This window comes from Sulfurimonas sp. (assembly GCF_016744025.1).
In the GTDB taxonomy this organism is placed as follows: domain Bacteria; phylum Campylobacterota; class Campylobacteria; order Campylobacterales; family Sulfurimonadaceae; genus Sulfurimonas.
The window spans coordinates 37,009-54,885 of sequence record NZ_JADGFC010000006.1 but is presented as its reverse complement, the minus strand read 5'-3'; the positions used below and the strand labels follow the sequence as shown (position 1 = coordinate 54,885).

At 33.0% G+C, this 17,877-nt stretch carries 20 protein-coding genes; 9 read left to right on the top strand and 11 right to left on the bottom strand.

Annotated elements, in window-relative coordinates:
* Positions 1 to 235 precede the first annotated feature (235 nt).
* Positions 236 to 1,591 (bottom strand): fatty acid desaturase, encoded by a 1,356-nt coding sequence (locus QZZ48_RS02255; RefSeq protein ID WP_294961454.1) that lies wholly within the window; start codon positions 1,589 to 1,591, stop codon positions 236 to 238.
* A gap of 145 nt (positions 1,592 to 1,736) precedes the next feature.
* On the opposite strand from QZZ48_RS02255, the gene QZZ48_RS02250 reads away from it, so the two are divergent.
* The 5 genes from QZZ48_RS02250 to QZZ48_RS02230 are packed head-to-tail and all read left to right on the top strand — an operon-like array spanning position 1,737 to position 5,519.
* Positions 1,737 to 2,657 carry a branched-chain amino acid transaminase gene (locus QZZ48_RS02250; RefSeq protein WP_294961451.1) on the top strand — a complete coding sequence of 307 codons (921 nt, stop codon included), beginning with the start codon at positions 1,737 to 1,739 and terminating at the stop codon, positions 2,655 to 2,657.
* A gap of 28 nt (positions 2,658 to 2,685) precedes the next feature.
* Positions 2,686 to 3,771 carry a prohibitin family protein gene (locus tag QZZ48_RS02245; RefSeq protein WP_294961449.1) on the top strand — a complete coding sequence of 362 codons (1,086 nt, stop codon included), beginning with the start codon at positions 2,686 to 2,688 and terminating at the stop codon, positions 3,769 to 3,771.
* Positions 3,771 to 4,457, top strand: a complete 687-nt coding sequence (gene hisIE, locus QZZ48_RS02240; protein WP_294961446.1) for a bifunctional phosphoribosyl-AMP cyclohydrolase/phosphoribosyl-ATP diphosphatase HisIE — start codon at positions 3,771 to 3,773, stop codon at positions 4,455 to 4,457. The genes QZZ48_RS02245 and hisIE overlap by 1 nt, the downstream gene beginning before the upstream one ends.
* 4 nt (positions 4,458 to 4,461) lie before the next feature.
* Positions 4,462 to 4,974: a DUF2393 family protein gene (locus tag QZZ48_RS02235; protein WP_294961443.1), complete on the top strand. Its 513-nt coding sequence runs from the start codon at positions 4,462 to 4,464 to the stop codon at positions 4,972 to 4,974.
* A complete protein-coding gene (locus QZZ48_RS02230) occupies positions 4,971 to 5,519 on the top strand; it encodes a DUF2393 family protein (RefSeq protein ID WP_294961440.1) in 549 nt (182 codons plus the stop codon). Before QZZ48_RS02235 ends, QZZ48_RS02230 begins: the two co-directional genes overlap by 4 nt.
* A 14-nt stretch (positions 5,520 to 5,533) precedes the next feature.
* Here QZZ48_RS02230 and QZZ48_RS02225 read toward each other — a convergent pair whose 3' ends face one another.
* From QZZ48_RS02225 to QZZ48_RS02195, 7 genes are all read right to left on the bottom strand, one after another.
* On the bottom strand, positions 5,534 to 6,493 hold the full coding sequence (locus QZZ48_RS02225) for a TIGR01212 family radical SAM protein (RefSeq protein WP_294961437.1): 960 nt from the start codon (positions 6,491 to 6,493) through the stop codon (positions 5,534 to 5,536).
* A gap of 57 nt (positions 6,494 to 6,550) precedes the next feature.
* Complete coding sequence (purF, locus tag QZZ48_RS02220) at positions 6,551 to 7,906, bottom strand: amidophosphoribosyltransferase (protein WP_294961434.1); 1,356 nt, start codon at positions 7,904 to 7,906, stop codon at positions 6,551 to 6,553.
* A gap of 94 nt (positions 7,907 to 8,000) precedes the next feature.
* Positions 8,001 to 8,768, bottom strand: coding sequence for a 4-hydroxy-tetrahydrodipicolinate reductase (gene dapB, locus QZZ48_RS02215; RefSeq protein ID WP_294961431.1), 768 nt, complete (start codon positions 8,766 to 8,768; stop codon positions 8,001 to 8,003).
* 125 nt (positions 8,769 to 8,893) lie between these two features.
* The gene (gene trxB / locus QZZ48_RS02210) at positions 8,894 to 9,832 is read right to left on the bottom strand and encodes a thioredoxin-disulfide reductase (protein ID WP_294961457.1); all 939 of its coding nucleotides are present in this window, start codon (positions 9,830 to 9,832) and stop codon (positions 8,894 to 8,896) included.
* A 43-nt stretch (positions 9,833 to 9,875) separates the two neighbouring features.
* On the bottom strand, positions 9,876 to 10,364 hold the full coding sequence (locus QZZ48_RS02205) for a hypothetical protein (protein ID WP_294961428.1): 489 nt from the start codon (positions 10,362 to 10,364) through the stop codon (positions 9,876 to 9,878).
* A gap of 20 nt (positions 10,365 to 10,384) precedes the next feature.
* Positions 10,385 to 10,705 carry a thioredoxin gene (trxA, locus tag QZZ48_RS02200; protein ID WP_294961427.1) on the bottom strand — a complete coding sequence of 107 codons (321 nt, stop codon included), beginning with the start codon at positions 10,703 to 10,705 and terminating at the stop codon, positions 10,385 to 10,387.
* Positions 10,706 to 10,767: 62 nt separating this feature from the next.
* Positions 10,768 to 12,000: a hypothetical protein gene (locus QZZ48_RS02195; protein WP_294961425.1), complete on the bottom strand. Its 1,233-nt coding sequence runs from the start codon at positions 11,998 to 12,000 to the stop codon at positions 10,768 to 10,770.
* Between the two features lie 56 nt (positions 12,001 to 12,056).
* Between QZZ48_RS02195 and QZZ48_RS02190 the strand changes: the two genes are divergently transcribed.
* Positions 12,057 to 12,500, top strand: a complete 444-nt coding sequence (locus tag QZZ48_RS02190) for a globin (RefSeq protein WP_294961422.1) — start codon at positions 12,057 to 12,059, stop codon at positions 12,498 to 12,500.
* Here QZZ48_RS02190 and QZZ48_RS02185 read toward each other — a convergent pair.
* The gene (locus tag QZZ48_RS02185; RefSeq protein WP_294961419.1) at positions 12,497 to 13,495 is read right to left on the bottom strand and encodes an adenylate/guanylate cyclase domain-containing protein; all 999 of its coding nucleotides are present in this window, start codon (positions 13,493 to 13,495) and stop codon (positions 12,497 to 12,499) included. The two genes, QZZ48_RS02190 and QZZ48_RS02185, sit on opposite strands and share 4 nt — an antisense overlap.
* Positions 13,423 to 14,406: a CHASE2 domain-containing protein gene (locus tag QZZ48_RS02180; RefSeq protein ID WP_294961416.1), complete on the bottom strand. Its 984-nt coding sequence runs from the start codon at positions 14,404 to 14,406 to the stop codon at positions 13,423 to 13,425. Before QZZ48_RS02180 ends, QZZ48_RS02185 begins: the two co-directional genes overlap by 73 nt.
* 50 nt (positions 14,407 to 14,456) lie before the next feature.
* Here QZZ48_RS02180 and QZZ48_RS02175 point away from each other — a divergent pair, with 50 nt between their 5' ends.
* Complete coding sequence (locus tag QZZ48_RS02175; protein WP_294961415.1) at positions 14,457 to 15,011, top strand: hypothetical protein; 555 nt, start codon at positions 14,457 to 14,459, stop codon at positions 15,009 to 15,011.
* Between the two features lie 11 nt (positions 15,012 to 15,022).
* Here QZZ48_RS02175 and QZZ48_RS02170 read toward each other — a convergent pair whose 3' ends face one another.
* Positions 15,023 to 15,805 (bottom strand): histidinol-phosphatase HisJ family protein, encoded by a 783-nt coding sequence (locus tag QZZ48_RS02170; RefSeq protein ID WP_294961412.1) that lies wholly within the window; start codon positions 15,803 to 15,805, stop codon positions 15,023 to 15,025.
* A 78-nt stretch (positions 15,806 to 15,883) separates the two neighbouring features.
* Between QZZ48_RS02170 and QZZ48_RS02165 the strand changes: the two genes are divergently transcribed.
* On the top strand, positions 15,884 to 16,576 hold the full coding sequence (locus QZZ48_RS02165; RefSeq protein WP_294961409.1) for a chemotaxis protein: 693 nt from the start codon (positions 15,884 to 15,886) through the stop codon (positions 16,574 to 16,576).
* Complete coding sequence (locus QZZ48_RS02160) at positions 16,576 to 17,868, top strand: peptidase U32 family protein (protein WP_294961406.1); 1,293 nt, start codon at positions 16,576 to 16,578, stop codon at positions 17,866 to 17,868. Before QZZ48_RS02165 ends, QZZ48_RS02160 begins: the two co-directional genes overlap by 1 nt.
* Positions 17,869 to 17,877: the final 9 nt, after the last annotated feature.

Here is a 17,877-nt window from a genome sequence, read left to right as displayed (position 1 = left end):
TTTGGACAGTTTTTAGAGCTTTTTTATAATCCATTATAGAAATACCTTGGTTTCTTACCAATATACAGAAGTTTGCAAGGGTTTTCAAACCCCCCCCCCCATATTTTTAATTAAGTCGCATCTCTCTATCACCAGCTAACTCTACAAATAGTGAAGTGTTAATTCACTATGCAGATATTGCTATGTATAGAGCTAAGTCAAGTGGTAAGGATGCTTATAGTTTTTTTAAAAGAGATTAAACACCATCTACTCTAAGAACTTTAGTCTTTCCAACCATTAAATCAATAGTCATAGCTATTCTTTTAAATACACTTTCTTGTCTATACTCAATGTTATGCTTTTTACAAACTTCTTTTACAAGAGGCTGCATTTTTTGCTGAAAACTCTGAGGTGTATTTGGAAAAAGGTGATGCTCTATCTGATAGTTTAAAAAACCATGTGAAAAGTCAATTAGATCTGTTCCAGTATTGTAGTTAACACTACCCATAATTTGTCTTAGATAAAACTCACCTTGAGATTTATGAGGTTCACTAAATTGGTAAATATCTTCAGCAGAGTGGTTTGGTACTATTACTAAAAATGAATGAAGATTTGCATAAACTTCAGCCATAATAATAATAATAAAAGCACTAAAAACAGCACTTGTTCCAAGTGGTAAAAATAAAAGTGGTAATATAATAAATTTAACAACAAAATAAGGCATATAAAAATCTTTCCATAGTTGTTCACCATTTACAGAAAATGGTGAAAGTTGATATTTAGTAATCTCAGGAAGTCTCTTTTTTCTACGCTCTTTATTTTCTAAAATTCTTAATGTATTTGGAGCATAATAAACTGGTTTCCAAACTGCTGCAAAAGCATATACTATCACTCTTCTTAACCACATTGGAATATTGGATTGTATTAACCATTGAAGGTTTTTCTCAACATTATCCGGATCCTCATCTTCACCTAAATGGTAGTGATGCATTATATTATGCTCATACTCCCATGCTTCAGGTTTAATCCAATCAAGCCAGTGAATATATCTGTTGTTACCTCTTGCATAACCTGATTTTGTGTATTGTTTAGGAATATTAGGAACCTTATCATAAGCACCATGTAAAATAGGGTGAGTTACATTTGCCCATCTACCAACGTTTCCAACACCAATTAATACAGCTGCAATAATTCCAAGTGTCCAAAAGCCAAAAGTGCTCAAGCCTATAGAAACTTCCAATGCAGTAATTACATAAATCATAAAGAAGCCGCTAAGAGTTGCTCCTCTTCCCCATCTCTCTAGTTTTAATAGATGCTGGTAATCTTCTTCACCCACTGGCCCAAGGTTAGCTTTAATCTCTTCTAAATCACGCTGAAGTTGATCTTTATCTACATCTTCATATTTAGCATAAACATGTGTTTGAGATATTTGCTCTTTAATGAGAGGTTCTTTAATATGCTTAGAGTCAATAAAAGATTTTTTTTCTTCAACTTCTTCGTTGAATTTTAGGATTTTTTCTTGACTTGCAAGTTCCTCTGCTTCTTCTGCAGAAATGATTGATTCTCTCGCTTCTAGTATATCTTCCATTGCTTTATTTTCTATAGCTGACAAAAGTTTCCTTTTATTTAAAAAAATTATAAACGACATTATAATTAAAAGTACTTAAAATCACTTATATATAGCTCTTAATATATAATAAACAGCATTTTGGATAGAATATCAGGAATTTATAAAGTCATAATTATTGGAGATTTCAATGGACGCAGCCAAATATATTTGGATGAATGGAAAATTTGTAGCTTGGGAAGATGCCAAGATTCATGTACTATCACACACCTTACACTATGGTAATGGTGTAATAGAAGGTACTAAAGCTTATAAAACTGAAAAAGGTTATGCGATTTTTCGCCTAGATGAGCATACAAAAAGATTAAAAGAGTCTGCTAAAATGACTCTTATTGATATCCCATACTCAGTTGAGGAAATGAATCAAGCACAAATTGATTTAGTTAGAAAAAATGAATTCACAGGGGACAATGTATATCTTCGTCCTTTTGCATTTTTAGGTTACGGTGTTATGGGAGTTTATCATAAAGACGCTCCAGTTGAGACTGTAATGTCAGCTTGGGAATGGGGCGCTTATCTTGGTGAAGAAGGTCTTGAAAAAGGTATAAAGCTTAAGATAGCTTCTATGACTAGACCTGCAAATACTTCAAATATGGGTAAGGCAAAGGCATCTGCAAATTACTTAAACTCTCAAATGGCTAAATATGAAGCTGTTGATTGTGGTTATGATGAAGCTCTTCTTTTAGATGACCAAGGTTATGTGGCAGAAGCAAGTGGAGCATGTTTTTTCATGGTTAAAAATGGAGAGTTAATTACTCCTCCAAATGACAACTCTTTAGCATCTATAACTCAAAAGATGGTTATTGAGATGGCAGAAAACTTTGGTATCAAGGTTAGTCGTCGTCGTATTACTAGAGAAGAAGTTTATGTTGCGGATGAAGCATTTTTAACAGGAACAGCTGCAGAAATAACACCTGTTGCAATGGTTGATGCTAGAGAAATTGGTTGTGCTTCTCGTGGTGAGATGACTGAGAAAATTCAGTCAACTTATTTTGATATTGTTTTTGGTCGTAACAAACAGTATGAGCACTATTTAACGTATATAGATTAAAAATAAATTACAAAATAAAGGAATTTTAATGGCATCAGATATGAATGATTATTTTAACAAGAAAAAAAGTGAAAATGGTGGATTTGGTAAAAAATCTACTGGCGGTTCAGGCGGAGGTGGTGGTCCACAAATGCCAAAGATAGATTTAAATTTTGGTGGTGGTAAAGCTGGAATAGTTTACTTTATAGTAGCTGTAGTAGTAATGCTAATCTTAGCAAAACCATTTACAATTATTCAAGAGGGTGAACGTGGTATTTTAAGTACAAATGGTAAGTATCAAGATCAAGCACTTTTACCTGGTCTACACTTTATTCTACCAGTAATTCAAAAAGTTTATGTTGTTGATACGAAAATTCGTATTATTAACTATGCATCTCGTATAGAGGCAAACTCTAACACATCGGGAATAGTTTCTAAGCCTGCAGTTACAGTACTTGATAAACGTTCACTTCCTGTTTCTATTGAATTAACTGTACAGTACAGACTAAATTCTCAGTTTGCAGCACAGACAATTTCAAACTGGGGCTTCTCTTGGGAAGATAAAATAATTAACCCTGTTGTTCGTGATGTTGTTCGTAATGTAATAGGTAAATATGATGCTGAAGCTCTTACTCAAATGAGAAATAATTTAGGTACAGAAATAGAAGCTGGAATACGTAAAAGTGTAATGGAACAAGAAAATTCTCCGGCTATTTTACAGTCAGTGCAACTTCGTGATATCGTTCTTCCTACGAAAGTAAAAGAGCAAATCGAGCGTGTCCAAATTGCTAAACAAGAAGTTCAAAAAGCAGAACAAGATGTGCAACGTGTAAAACAAGAGGCACTTAAGCTTGCTGCAGAAGCACAGGGTATTGCGCAAAAGAAGAGAATTGAGTCTCAAGGTATAGCAGATGCAATAACAATTGAAGCTGCTGCAAATGCAAAAGCAAATAAGATTATTGCTCAATCACTAACTCCAAGACTTTTACAATTAGAGCAACTAAAAGTTCAAGGTAAGTTTAATGAAGCACTTCAAGTGAATAAAGATGCAAAGATATTCTTAACACCTGGTGGTTCAACTCCAAATATTTGGGTTGATACTAAAAATGTTAAACAAAGAACTACGGCACAATAATGAGTATAGAAAAAGTCTTAAATAGAGTAGATTGGCAAAAGAGTGATCTTTTGCCTGTTATTGTTCAAGACAATGCGAACAATGAAGTTCTTATGATGGCTTATATGAATAAAGAAGCATTAGAACTTTCTTTATCAACACATATTGCTCACTATTTTTCAAGAAGCAAACAACGCATCTGGAAAAAGGGTGAGAGCAGTGGACATATTCAAAACATACACTCTTTTAATATTGACTGTGATAATGACACCCTTCTTATAAAAGTTACTCAGGAGGGTGTTGCCTGTCATACAGGACGTCGTTCGTGTTTCTTTACTGAGCTAGAATCAGGAGAAGCTAACTCTGAAGTAGAAGTTAGTTCAGAGGCTCTTTATGGAGTAATTGATACACTTTATCATATTATTCAAGAGCGTAAAAATGCTGATGCTGAGACATCTTGGACAGCTAAACTAATGAGTAAGGGTGACAATACAATTTTGAAAAAAGTTGTAGAAGAAGCCGGTGAGTTTAGTTTTGCATATAAAGATGATGATGAAGATGAGATGGTATATGAAGCTGCTGATCTTACTTACCATATGCTTGTTGCATTAGCTGTTAAAAATATTTCTCCTGATCGTATTAAACAAGAGCTTGCTCGCAGATTTGATATGAGTGGAATAGCTGAGAAAAATTCAAGAGATAAGTAGATAAATGAAAGCAAAAATAACTGCCTTTATAAATGAATTGATTGTATATGACTATATTCTTTTTGGCAGTGTATTTGTTATCTTTATCCTCTTTATAATCTCAGGTATATTACTTAGAAAAAAGACTGCATTAGCTATCCTTCTCATACTTTTATCATTTAGTATTCTTATCGTAGGGCCAACACTTGGTTACATAAAGATGCATGAATATGTATTTAAAAATACCACAGAATTAACAAGTAAAAAAAAGTTAAATTTTACACAGGCTGTAGTAGTCAAAGGTAAAGTTACAAATACTTCTAAACGATTTTTCAAGACTTGTAAAATAACTGCAAGTGCTAATAAAGTAAGTAAAAATGAGTTAAAGAACTATTTATATTCTTTTAAAACATTTGCAAAAATGTCGATTTTAGAACAAGACATAGCAATTGGTGAGATACGAGAATTTAAAATAATCATTGAACCTTTTACATATTCAAAAGATTTTAATGTTTCAATTGGAGCAAACTGCAAATGACAACACTTTTTAATTACTGGCACTATCTAGTTCTTATAATAATTTTATGTATCTTTATTGGAGGTATATATTCTGCTAAAAAGCAAACAAATAAAAAGCTTTTTATTCCTATGTTAATATCAGTTTCACTAATTAGCATACTATTAGCAGGTTTTTCAATTGTAGTAGTAGATAAATATACAAAAATTCCTAAAATCTATAGATTAAAGAATAAAAGACTTCTCTCAGTAGAAAAGATTATTTATACTGGTGTAGTAAAGAATGAAGGAAATCATGAAATTGGCACGGTTACTATAAATATTAAACTTGTAAATAAAGGTCATGCGACAGGTAATGTAAAGGGTGGTAACTTTTATAAAGCAAGTGGTTTCTTCGATTTTTTTAGTGGAGGATCAGGGATTTTATATAAGCCTCAAACAGTCATAAAAGAGTTTACTGTTGCTAAAAATTTGAAACCTGGAGAAGCAAAAGCATTTAGAGTCTATTTTGGATGGCCGCCATATTTTAGAAGTGTTTCACAGTTTGTTGAAGTATCTGGACATTAGTAGAAAAGTATCTACTAATATTTAAGGACTAGTGGTTTTAGGGCTTTATTTATATTTTTTATTTGTATATTTTTATTTCTACACCAATCTGGACTTAGAAGTGAATCATCATCAATTCCTGCTGTAACTCTTTGAACTGACACATTATCAGGTTTCATTACTATTGATTTTACCAAAACATCAAGATATTCATCTTCACTAATGGGAGTAAATTCCCCTTTTCTAAAATCATTTGCAAGAGCAGTCTTTTTTACTACATAGAGTGGATGATATTTTACAGAATCTATTCCCCATGAATATGCTTGTCTTGAAGTTTCTAACATCATTTTTTCATCTTCATTTGGCAAACCAAAGATTAAGTGCCCGCAAACGTTTAGACCCTTCTCTTTAGACTTTAAAATCCACTCTTTAACATTATCGCTAGAGTGACCACGATTTATTGTCTTTAAAGTTTCATCATAAACAGATTGGATTCCAAATTCGATCCAAATCTCTTTATCTTTGTTTAACTCGGCTAGATACTCCAGTGTTTCATCTGTTACACTATCAGAGCGTGTACCTATACTTAGGCCGACAACATTATCAAAAGATAAAGCCTTATCATATAGAGCTTTTAAAGTATCAAATGGAGCATACGTATTAGTAAAGGATTGAAAGTATACTAAAAACTTTTGGGCACCATATTCGTCTTTTTGTCTCTTACTAATAGCATTAAATTGTATTTCTAATTGATCAAGTTGTTTGTCAAGATTAGGATTTGATTTTGAGTCTAGGTTTAGGTGAAAGCCTTTAAGCTCTTTCGTTTTACCTGTACTAGCACTAAAAGAGTCGTTTTCGCAAAATGTACAGCCACCCTTAGCTACTGTTCCATCTATATTTGGACAAGTAAAACCGGAAATATTTATTCCGACTTTGTAAACTTTGCAAGAGAACTTAGATTTTAAGTAGTTACCAAAGGTATATATTTGTTGCACTTTTATTTTCCTCACTAAAGCTTTGGCTAAAGCCAAGAAAGAAAGTATATAGTTGTATTAAACTATATACTTCCCTGTAAAACAAGCAGTACAGTAATTGTCTTCTTCTGTATTAACGCTTTTAAGGAGTGAAGCTTCGTCTAGGTAGGCTAGAGAATCAGCTTCTATATACTCGCATATTTCATCTGTTGTCATGTTAGCAGCGATAAGATTCTCTTTATCTGGAGTATCAACACCGTAAAAACAAGGATCAGTTGTGGGAGGAGAAGATACTCTCATATGAACTTCACTTGCTCCTGCCTCTTTTAACATTCTAATTATTCTTCTTGAAGTCGTTCCACGAACAATTGAATCATCTACAACAATAATTTTTTTGCCTTTGATGATATCAGTCATTGGAGAGAGTTTCATTTTAACTTTAAGGTCACGCATCTCTTGAGTAGGCTCAATGAAAGTACGACCAATATAGTGGTTTCTCATTATTCCCATTTCGTATGGGATACCACTTTCTTGAGCATATCCGATAGATGCAGGAACACCACCATCTGGAACAGGAATGACCATGTCAGCTTCTATAGGTTTCATCTGTGCTAGTTCTTTACCCATATTTTTTCTTGTTTGGTATACTGACTGTCCAAATACTTTTGAATCTGGTCTTGCAAAATAAACATACTCAAAAATACAGTGTTTTGGAGTTGGCTCAAAAACTTTTATACTAATAGGTTCTTGACTTTCTTCAAATATCAGAAGCTCACCTGGTTCTACATCTCTAACAAACTCAGCACTTACAAGGTCAAATGCACAAGTCTCAGATGCTACGATGTAGCCACCATTTGGTAATTTTCCTAGACTAAGAGGACGAAAACCAAAACGATCACGCATAGCAAACATTTTTGTTCTACTTAAAAATACAAGTGAAAAAGCACCTTCTATTTTTTGAACAGCGTCTATTATTCTGTCTAGTAGTTTTTTCTGCTCACTCTTTGCAATAAGGTGAATAAGATTTTCTGTATCCATAAAAGTTTGAAAAATTGCACCTTTTTGAATAAGTTGATTACGAACTTCTTCAGCATTTGTAAGGTTTCCATTGTGAACAATAGCCATTTCACCTAGATCATATCTAGCAAATACCGGCTGAGCATCAAGAATTGAGTCATCTCCGGCAGTTGAATAACGAGTATGACCGATAGCGCTAGAGCCACTTAAAGTTTTTAGTTTTGCTTCATCAAAAACACGCATAACTAGACCACGTTTTTTGATAGTTCGTAGTTTTTCACCATCTGAAGAACTTATTCCAGCTGCTTCTTGTCCACGATGTTGAAGAGCGTGAAGTGAAAAGTAAGCTAGTCTAGAAGCTTCTTTATGACCATAAATTCCTACAACCGCACATTTTTCATTAACATCTTCTCGCAATTTTTTTCCTTGTTTCGCAGTTAGTTTGTACGACTTAGCCTATACAAGCTATTTCGCGAATTATACTGAATTTGTCTTAAATTATTTATAATGTTTATAACTCTAGACAATCACTAATTGAATATAGACCAGGTTCTTTGTCTGCTAACCAAGCTCCAGCTCTAATAGCACCCTTAGAAAAAGTATTTCTAGATGTTGCTGTATGGTTAAGTTCTATAAACTCACCATCATTGTAAAAACCTACAGTGTGGCGACCAACTATATCTCCACCTCTAATAGCCATTACTGCAATTTCATTTTCGCTTCTTTCACCTATATTGCCATCTCTTCCGCTTACACGTACTTTATCTAAGTCAAGACCACGGCCAGATGCCGCAGACTCACCTAAAGTAAGTGCCGTTCCACTTGGTGCATCTTTTTTGTGTTTATGATGCATTTCAACTATTTCAATGTCAAAACCATCAAGTGCAGCTGCAGCTTGGTAAACCAGTTTATTTAACAGTGCTACACCTAAAGACATATTTGTAGCATAAAGGATAGGCATGTTTTCACTGGCTTGTTTTAATAGGTTTAGTTGATGTGCACTTAAGCTAGTTGTACCTATAACAAGTGGGGTAGGAGTTTTAATAGCAGCTTCTAAAAGAGATTCGCATGCCTCAGGAAGTGAAAAGTCTATAACTATGTCGCAAGCATTCAAAAATGATTTTATATCTGTACTTACTAATACCGAGGGATCAATTGAAAAATTAAGTTTGTTTCTAACGAAAACAGAACTTAAGCTTATATTTTCACTCTCTTTTAAATCATCTATTATTAATTGTCCAACTCTGCCATTTGCACCAAATACACCAACTCTTACCATTGTATAGCCTTAAAAATATTTTTATGAATAGTACCAAAAATTTGCTTTTTTTATGCTTCGTTTAAAGCCTGCCTTAACGACTTTTTTGGTTACGCTAAAGCGAAAAAACTATTTAAATCTTATGATTAATTTAATAGCTCATCAACATATGAAATAGCTTGTAATGCAGCAACAGAACCATCACCTGCAGCACTAACAACTTGTTTAGGAGCAGCTATACGCATATCACCTGTAGCATATAGTCCTTTTACAGAAGTTCTCATACTAATGTCAACTATAACTTCACCTTGTTCATTCATGTCACATAAGAAGCTACCGTCTTCTTGGATAAGAGCTTGATTATTAACGTCATTTCCAACAAATGTAAATACACCTGGAACTTCAAGATCACGAAGCTCACCATTATTATTTTTAATACGGATTCCTGTTACACCCATGTTGTCACCATAAACTTCGTCAGGTACTGAGTTTAATATAAGTTCAATATTTTCAGTATTTTTTAATCTCTCAACTGTGTTTGGAGCAGAGCGAAATGTATCTCTTCTATGAATAACATAGACCTTAGAACATATCTTTGCTAAATAAAGAGCTTCTTCTAAAGCAGTGTCTCCACCACCTATAACTGCAACTTCTTTTCCTTTATAGAAAAAACCGTCACAAGTAGCACAAGTACTAACACCTTTGCCAAATAATTCATCTTCACCTTTAAAGCCTGCACGACGTGGAGATGAACCAGTCCCAATGATTACACTATGAGCTTCAGTAACACTTCCATCACCCTTGTGAACTTTAAAAATATCACCATCTTTACTAACTCTTGTAACTTCTACCATCTCGTGTTTTAGTCCAAATCTTTGACACTGTTCTTGCCATGGCATCATAAATTCCATACCAGTAACTTCACCAGTAACACCTGGGTAATTTTCTATTTCTGAACTTGAAGTAATTTGGCCACCAGGCATACCTTTTTCAAACATTGTTACATTTTCTAAACCACCACGAGTTGTATATAATCCAGCTGTAAGACCAGCAGGCCCACCACCGATAATTGCACAATCTAATATCATTTATTTATTCCTTAATTTTATTTTATAAGTTTTGTTCTTGTTATAAAGCTTTTACCTGAGAAGTCAACTCTTCAAGATTATCTAATTTTCGTATCATACTATCTTGTTTATAAAGAGACTCTTTTGATTTCTTTATAAAAAAAATAGATGGGGATTCATAGATATTAAACCTCTGAATAAAGCTAAGTGAGGTCTTCGTTCCACCTCTTAAAAATGTCGTGCCTGTGCTGTTTTTTCTAACTTGGTTATAGTAGTCAATTGCTAGTATTGGCAGTTTAAGTGTAGTTTTTGAAAGTAGTTCCATTGTGTCTTTGTCTTTTGAACTATAAAAGACCACTACATATTTCTCTGCAGTAGGAGAAAAGATGTCACTTTTTTCGTAAAAAATCCACTCTTTGAAGTCAATAAATTTGTATTCTGAGAATTTGTAGTTGAAGTAAGCAAAGGCAGCAGCAATCATAGCTGCGCCAAAGAATGAAGCTAAAAGTGTAGATACTGAAAAGAGGCTCTTACCTCTCCTCTTTGCCACGCTCAAAGCTCTTTGTTAGATTACGCTAGTAAAGCGTCTATTTTTTCAGCTAGAGCTTGTTTCGATTGTGCTCCAACAACTTGGTCAACCATTTCTCCATCTTTGAAGAACATGATTGTAGGGATAGAACGAATACCAAATTTAACAGCAATATCTTGCTCTTCATCAGTATTTACCTTACAGATTTTAGCTTTTCCATCAAAGTCTTCAGCTAACTCTTCGATTACAGGAGCGATCATACGACATGGTCCACACCAAGGTGCCCAAAAGTCTACAAGAGATACGCCTTCACTTAAAGTTGCTTCAAAATCTGCACCAGTTAATTCTATATATTTGCCCATTATAATTCCTTTATTAAATATTAATATAGAAGTATTATACAAAGCTAATCTTTAAAATCGCTTTATAAATTTCTTTCGAATATTTTATATATAGATATAAAGAATAGTATAGCTCCAACTATGAGTAATACAGCGCCAGTATAAAATATACTATAAGTGCTGATTGATAGACCAAGCACCGATACTCCAAGCCCTATAGAGGAAAATAAGAATTGTAAATTTGTTAACTTTTGAGGTAAGAGTTCATGAAGCATTGGAACCTCTTGTTCTTCAATCAGAGGTGAGTAGATTTGAAACCAAATAAGAAAAGGGATTATCTTATAAAAATTACCAATAATTAAAAAACCAAAAAAACCAACAAGCATAATCCACATGGCAAGTTTTAGTATATGAGCATCGTTTGTAAATATATATGAAATCAGTAATAAAAAAGAGACAACAAAAGAACTGAACCCAACATACATAGATTTTGCCCATATGTCATGTACTGCTTTTTTTCTAGAAGTTGTCATTTTAAATAGTTGATAAAAATAAAGAAGGATTGCTGATACAGTTAGTGCATAGGCCATGTATTCTAAATATATGGTTAAAAAAAATGGAGATAAAAGCATAGTTATAACTCCAATACAAAGAGTATGAAAACTGTTAGAAAATTCGTTGTCACTAATTCGTTTTGCTGATCCAAACATTGGAACAAGGATGATTGATATTCCCATTATTAAAAGTATTACAAAGCCTACAACAAGCCCAAATGTATGAGTTTTTAAAATAGAATGAGGGTTTATATCAATATATCCATTGAACCCAGATGCCATCACTAAACCACTGATAATACCAAGAAGTAAAAAAAGACTACTCATCTTCATTGCATTCGTTATACTAGTTTTTCTTCTCGCATTTTTTAGAGTCAGTAAAAACTCAATTGAGTAGATGCTCATAGCAATTAGAACTAAAAAACCACCATATGTTAAAAGCTCCATATTTATGTAAAAGCCCCCAATCATTAAAATAAGTCCAAGTGTTAGAAAAATCCATATATATTTGAAGACATTAACATTGTAGTGTTTGGTTTCAACAACTACTGGACCAAGTTGAGCCATAGCTGAGAAAATAGCCATCATTACAAAGCCTAGCATGTAGATATGAACCCAAGCAATTATATGTAAGTCCTCAAGTTCATTCTGAGGATTGATGAAAAATAGCCAAATCATACTTAGTAGATAAAAAAAGCCTGATAGCATAAAGTATGGTTTCATTATTTTTATAGATGGTGAAAAGTCAGGTGATATATTCATTTATATTTCTTAATAATAATTTTTGTATAATTTTAACAAATTTTTAAAGGATTTGAATGAAATTGACAATAAATGATGGACAAATAGGAGTAAGACCTCCTGTTACTAAACCACATCCTGGTTTTTTACATGAAGTTGGTGAAGAAAGATTTAAAAAATTGGTTTTTGATCATTACGATTTAGTGAAGACAAGTGAGATAGCATTTCTTTTCCCTGTTCATGATGAAGAAGATTTTAATGATGCAAAACAACATGCTTTTGATTTTCTTATTCAGATATCTGGAGGACCTAGATATTTTGAAAAAAGTCGTGGTGAACCTAGAATGGTTGGAAGACATGCCCCATTTCGTATTGATGAAGAAGGGCGTAAAGCTTGGTTGTCTCTTTATGCACCACTCTTAGAAGCTCTTGTTGAAGAAGGTATTTCAGAGGAATATATTCAAAGTTTTTGGGACTATTTAGATGTATTTTCTATGTGGCTTATTAATACAAAAAGCTAAGATGTTACTTCATAAATAATAGTCTCTTCTTTTTTCCCTTTTACTCTAAGAACATCTAACTTTTTCATGTTGTATGTATCTTTGAGTAAATCTTTAGTCTGTTGAGTGATTAAGAGTTTACAATTGTAGTCTTTTGTAAGTTGCTCAACTCTAGCAGCTACATTTACTGTATCGCCAATAAGTGTATAGTCACTTCTACCGCTACTTCCCATCTCTCCAACAATAGCTTCACCACTGTTGATACCAATACCGATTTTAAGCTCTATACCAAACTCTTTTTTAAGTTCAATATTTAGTGTATCAAGTCTTTGAAGTTGTCTTAGTGCTGATTTTAAAGCCATGTCTGCATGATTTTTTAATGGTAATGGCGCATTAAAGTAAGCCATGATTGCATCTCCAAAAAATTTATCTACAGTTCCATTAAACTCTGTAATGGATTCAACCATTGGTGACATATATCTATTTAGTATCCCAATAAGAATGATTGGATCTTTTATATCTTCGCTGAGAGTTGTAAAACCTCTAATATCGCTAAAGAGAACAGTTACTTCTTTTTTTTCAACCCTTAATATGTCTTCATCATGCTTTAAAATTTCCTGTGCAACACTCTTAGAAACCTTAGAACTTAGTTTAGAAAATATTTTTTTACGCTGAATATTTTCAAAGTAATAAGAAAGAAGTGCAAAAAAACCAGTAGTTAAAAAGAGGGTAATAAAGGGTGCTGTAAAACCTATAATTATATGCTCTGTGAAAATAAGGTAGTAGTTTACAAATACAAGTAGAGCAAATGATAAGAAAAAAACTATCAAACTAAAAATTGCAGGTAAGAAATATAGTATTAAACCAACTATTACACTAGAAAAAAATATAAGTAGCATTCCATATGTATAACTATCAATAGGCGTATAAAAAAAGTCAGTATTTAAGATATTATCAATAGTTGTAGCGTGAACTTCAACCCCTGGCATAGCTGGATTGTAAAGCGTTGTGACCAATCATTTAGGCCTATGTCACTTGTTCCTACCAAGATAAATTTACCATTAACATCATTGTCATCATAGTTATTAGTAAGTACATCATAAAAAGAGATATATTTGTAACTAAACCCTTTTCCTCTAAAGTTAAGTGTTATTTCCGATTGTCTATTTGTAGGAATATTTAAATCTGCTAGTTGTATACCTTGTACTCCTAAGCCTGAGTTTAAAACTTTTACACTCTCTTGTGATGAGGCTATTCGTATCATTTCTAAACTAAGTGATGGATATAACTTATCCTTAAAACTTATAAAAAGTGGAGCACTATCAACAACTCCACTTGTGATGTTTGTAAGGTTAAAATAACCACTAGAGTAAGCTGCACTTTTGAGCTCTTTAATATTGTCGACTACGCCTTTTGCATTGTTAAAATATTCTAAGTTTTTTGAACCTTCTAAATCAATATTTGCAAGATGTTTTGGTGCAGGTTGATTATTTGGAGTTGCCATGTCAAAAAAGTAACCTAAAATTGTTGGAGTTTGTTGCAAAATAGATGCAAAGAGTAAATCATTGTTTTTGAAATCTCCGCTAACATCTAATCTTTTAGCCATATTATGTGGACTAAGTCTGTCTGGATTTGAAAAAACCATATCAAATCCTATAATCCCAGCACCAGAGTTTGTTAAGTTTATAAGAGCCTTAGAAATTAGGTCTCTTGGAAAGGGCCACTGTCCAAGTTGATCAATACTCTTTGCATCTATATCTATGATGGTTATATGATTAGATGCAGTTTTTGGCTTTTGTAATTTTAAAAATATTGAAGTAATTTTATCATCAGTAGTTTTATAGATTGATGAGAAATTAACATATGAAAACTCCATCGTGACAAAGATAAGTGCTGTGATAATAGATAAAATGTAATTCTTTTGCATAGTTTTATGTTATACTTTTTTCTATGTGAATATACTGAATAAGGAATATTATGAAAAAATATTTGATTTTTTTAAGCTTAGTGAGTATGCTAAGTGCCGGTGAGATTGTAAGCAGTGGAGAAGTCTTTGTAAATGGCAAGGTTTTAAATAAAACTACAAAGATAAAACACGGAGACACTATAGAGACTAAATCTAACTCTAGTATAAGATTTAATGTTGCAAATGAAGCATTTTCTGCAAAATCAAATACAAAATTTAAACTAGAAAAATTAGGAAATAAGAAAATTCTTAATGTGTTTAATGGTGGAGTTATGGCTGTATTTGGTAAGGGTAATCATGGTGTAGTTACTCCAAATATGACTGCTGGTATTCGTGGAACAGGAACATATACTTTAGTTAAAGATGGTAAGACATACTTTTGTACATGTTATGGACATACTGAAGTTGGCGCACATGGAGAGACGAAAAATCTAAAAGCGACTCATCACAACATGGTTTGGATTACAAAAGACAAAATAAAAGCTACTAAGAATATGGAAAATCACACTGATTCTGAGCTTAGAATTCTAGAAAAAATGGTTGGTAGAACAGTACCTTTTGACTAGAGATAAAGATGCTAAAAGCTTAGCATCTCTCTTTTTCTTTTTCTAAAAATGGCACACTCTGTATAACCGGCATCTTTTGCAATTTTAGTTATCTCATCACTAAATAGAGAAACTTGTTCTGGCTCGTGTGCATCAGAACTAAAAGTGATAGGAATACCAAGTTCGAAAGCCTGCTTTAAAAGTGAAACAGATGGATATGCCTCTGCAACAGGTTTTCTATACCCAGCTACATTTAACTCTAAAACCATATCTGCTTTTTTTATCGCTAAAAGAGCATTTTTAGCAATCAAACTTATATCTTTTTTTGGCATAAATTTAAAAACTTTTATAAGGTCGAGATGCCCAACAATATCAAAGTGACCGCTATTAGCTAACTCTTCTATTGCATTAAAGTATTTTTGCCAAATAACATCTATGTCTTCATGCTCATAATTACCTATAAATTCAGGATTATCAAAGCCCCACTCATCTATAAAGTGAACAGAACCTATAAGATAATCAACATCGGCATTTAGAACTCTTTCATCCATATGGCCTTTTAAATAATCAACTTCATATGCTAGTAGTATCTCTATCTTATCTTTGTACTTTTCTTTTGCATCCAATACTGCTTTTTCATACTCTTGCATCTGAGTGAATTTCATACGATATTTAGGATCAAAATCTATTATAGGTGCGTGATCTGAAAATCCAAAATATTTTGTACCTGACTTTATTGCTTGTTCAACATACTCAAATATTTCCCCTTGGGCATGATTACAAAGTGGAGTGTGGTTGTGTAAATCGACGATCATTTTTGTACCTCCGAAATAAAACTTATAGGTTTTTATGCTATTATAGTGACAATAAATAAATTTTGCTAGGGAATTAAAATGACTCAAGAAGAACTAGATGCTATGATGAATGGGGAAATCGATAATATAGATGGACTAGAAGAAGATAGCTCAGCAGAGATTGAAGAAGAACCGGCACCTTCAGAGGACTCACAAGAAACAGGTCTTCCTCCTGGATACAATGATGACACTTCTCATCAATGGCCACTTCCAGCAACCGATGAGAACAAAATGGTACATCAACTTGATGATGTAACAAAAGAGAGTGAAGAAAAAGCTACAGAGATTTTTGACATTATAGAGATTATTAGTAATGATTTAATGGATAAAGAAGAAAATATTAGTAATGTTATTGAAGTAATAGGTTCAAATATAGAACTATTTACTACTCTTAGTGAAAAATTCCCTGAAGTTGAAGCTTTTAAAACTCAGTTAGAAAAAAATGAATCTGCACTTCATGATGCAAATGAGACTTTAGAGATGCTTCAAAATAGTGGTGATTCAATCATGAATGTTATGGATATTATGCAGTATCAAGATATTCATCGTCAGAAAATTGAACGTGTTATAAATGTAATGCGCGCACTTTCTAAGTATATGAATACTCTGTTTGAAGGTAAGGTAGATGATGACAAAAGAGTCTCATCAGCAACACACATCGCAGGTGATACACACAATGATGTAGCATCTACTGATGATATAGAAGCGTTATTAGCGCAGTTTGGAAACTAATGCATAAAGTAGAACTATTATCTCCAGCAGGAACGTTAGAGAAATTAAAAATTGCAATTGATTTTGGTGCAGATGCTGTTTATGGTGGAGTGAGTCATTTTTCACTTCGTATACGTTCTGGTAAAGAGTTTAGTATGGAAGAATTTAAAGAAGGTATAGATTACGCTCATACTCGTGGTAAAAAAGTCTATACAACAATAAATGGTTTTCCATTTAATTCTCAGATTTCACTACTAAAAAAACATATATTAGCTATGGCAGAACTTGGTCCTGATGCTTTTATTGTAGCAACTCCTGGTGTTTTAAAACTTTGTAATGATCTTGCTCCTCAGATTCCTTTGCATCTCTCAACGCAGGCAAATGTTTTGAATGTTTTAGATGCAAAAATATTTTATGATATGGGAGCTGTAAGAATAATAACAGCGCGTGAAATTTCACTAAAAGATCTCATAGCAATAAAAAAAGAACTTCCAGATTTAGAACTTGAAGTTTTTGTACATGGTTCAATGTGTTTTGCATATAGTGGAAGATGTCTAATCTCTACTCTTCAAAGTGGACGAGTGCCAAATCGTGGTTCATGCGCAAATGACTGTAGATTTCCTTATGAAATATATGCAGCAAATCCAGAGACTGGAACACTCTTTAGGCTTGAAGAAGAAGAGGGCATTGGAACTTATGTCATGAATTCAAAAGATCTAAACCTTGCTTCTCACATGCAAGAAGTCTTAGAAAGTGGTGTAATTGATTCTATTAAAGTCGAAGGTAGAACTAAAACTGCTTATTATGCCGCAACAACTACTAAAGCATATAGAATGGCATTGAATGATTTTTATAAGGGTGAGAGTAATACAGAAGCTTATCAGTATGAATTACAATCTCTTCAAAATCGCGGTTACACAGATGCTTATCTTATATCAAGACCTTTTGAAAAACACGATACACAGAGTTTGGATTTTACTATGCAACTTGGAACGCATCAAGTGTCTGGTCAAGTCAATGAAGATGGAACACACTTTTTATGTAAGTACAAAACTTTGCCAAATGATGAGATGGAAGTAGTATATCCTCTTGGTTCAAAAGTTGATATAGTTGATAATGAAATTGGTTCTACTTATGAAAGAGATGGAAAATTTTATTTGAAACTAAAAGAGTTAAAAGCTCAAAATGGAAAAATTTTGGAAGAAGTTCATAGTGGGAATGTAAACCCTATAACTCTGCCTACAGTCTTTCCATCATATACGTTCTTTAGAGTTCCAGCAAATTCAGAAATGGATACATATCAAAAGAAATAAAAAAAGTGT

Excerpts from the sequence above, each read along its gene's own strand:
- hisIE (WP_294961446.1), top strand. The coding sequence starts at position 3,771 with ATGAGTATAGAAAAAGTCTTAAATAGAGTAGATTGGCAAAAGAGTGAT.
- QZZ48_RS02170 (WP_294961412.1), bottom strand. The coding sequence starts at position 15,805 with ATGATCGTCGATTTACACAACCACACTCCACTTTGTAATCATGCCCAA.
- QZZ48_RS02250 (WP_294961451.1), top strand. The coding sequence starts at position 1,737 with ATGGACGCAGCCAAATATATTTGGATGAATGGAAAATTTGTAGCTTGG.
- QZZ48_RS02165 (WP_294961409.1), top strand. The coding sequence starts at position 15,884 with ATGACTCAAGAAGAACTAGATGCTATGATGAATGGGGAAATCGATAAT.
- QZZ48_RS02230 (WP_294961440.1), top strand. The coding sequence starts at position 4,971 with ATGACAACACTTTTTAATTACTGGCACTATCTAGTTCTTATAATAATT.
- QZZ48_RS02190 (WP_294961422.1), top strand. The coding sequence starts at position 12,057 with ATGAAATTGACAATAAATGATGGACAAATAGGAGTAAGACCTCCTGTT.
- QZZ48_RS02175 (WP_294961415.1), top strand. The coding sequence starts at position 14,457 with ATGAAAAAATATTTGATTTTTTTAAGCTTAGTGAGTATGCTAAGTGCC.
- dapB (WP_294961431.1), bottom strand. The coding sequence starts at position 8,768 with ATGGTAAGAGTTGGTGTATTTGGTGCAAATGGCAGAGTTGGACAATTA.
- QZZ48_RS02235 (WP_294961443.1), top strand. The coding sequence starts at position 4,462 with ATGAAAGCAAAAATAACTGCCTTTATAAATGAATTGATTGTATATGAC.
- trxA (WP_294961427.1), bottom strand. The coding sequence starts at position 10,705 with ATGGGCAAATATATAGAATTAACTGGTGCAGATTTTGAAGCAACTTTA.
- QZZ48_RS02160 (WP_294961406.1), top strand. The coding sequence starts at position 16,576 with ATGCATAAAGTAGAACTATTATCTCCAGCAGGAACGTTAGAGAAATTA.
- QZZ48_RS02195 (WP_294961425.1), bottom strand. The coding sequence starts at position 12,000 with ATGAATATATCACCTGACTTTTCACCATCTATAAAAATAATGAAACCA.
- QZZ48_RS02180 (WP_294961416.1), bottom strand. The coding sequence starts at position 14,406 with ATGCAAAAGAATTACATTTTATCTATTATCACAGCACTTATCTTTGTC.
- QZZ48_RS02245 (WP_294961449.1), top strand. The coding sequence starts at position 2,686 with ATGGCATCAGATATGAATGATTATTTTAACAAGAAAAAAAGTGAAAAT.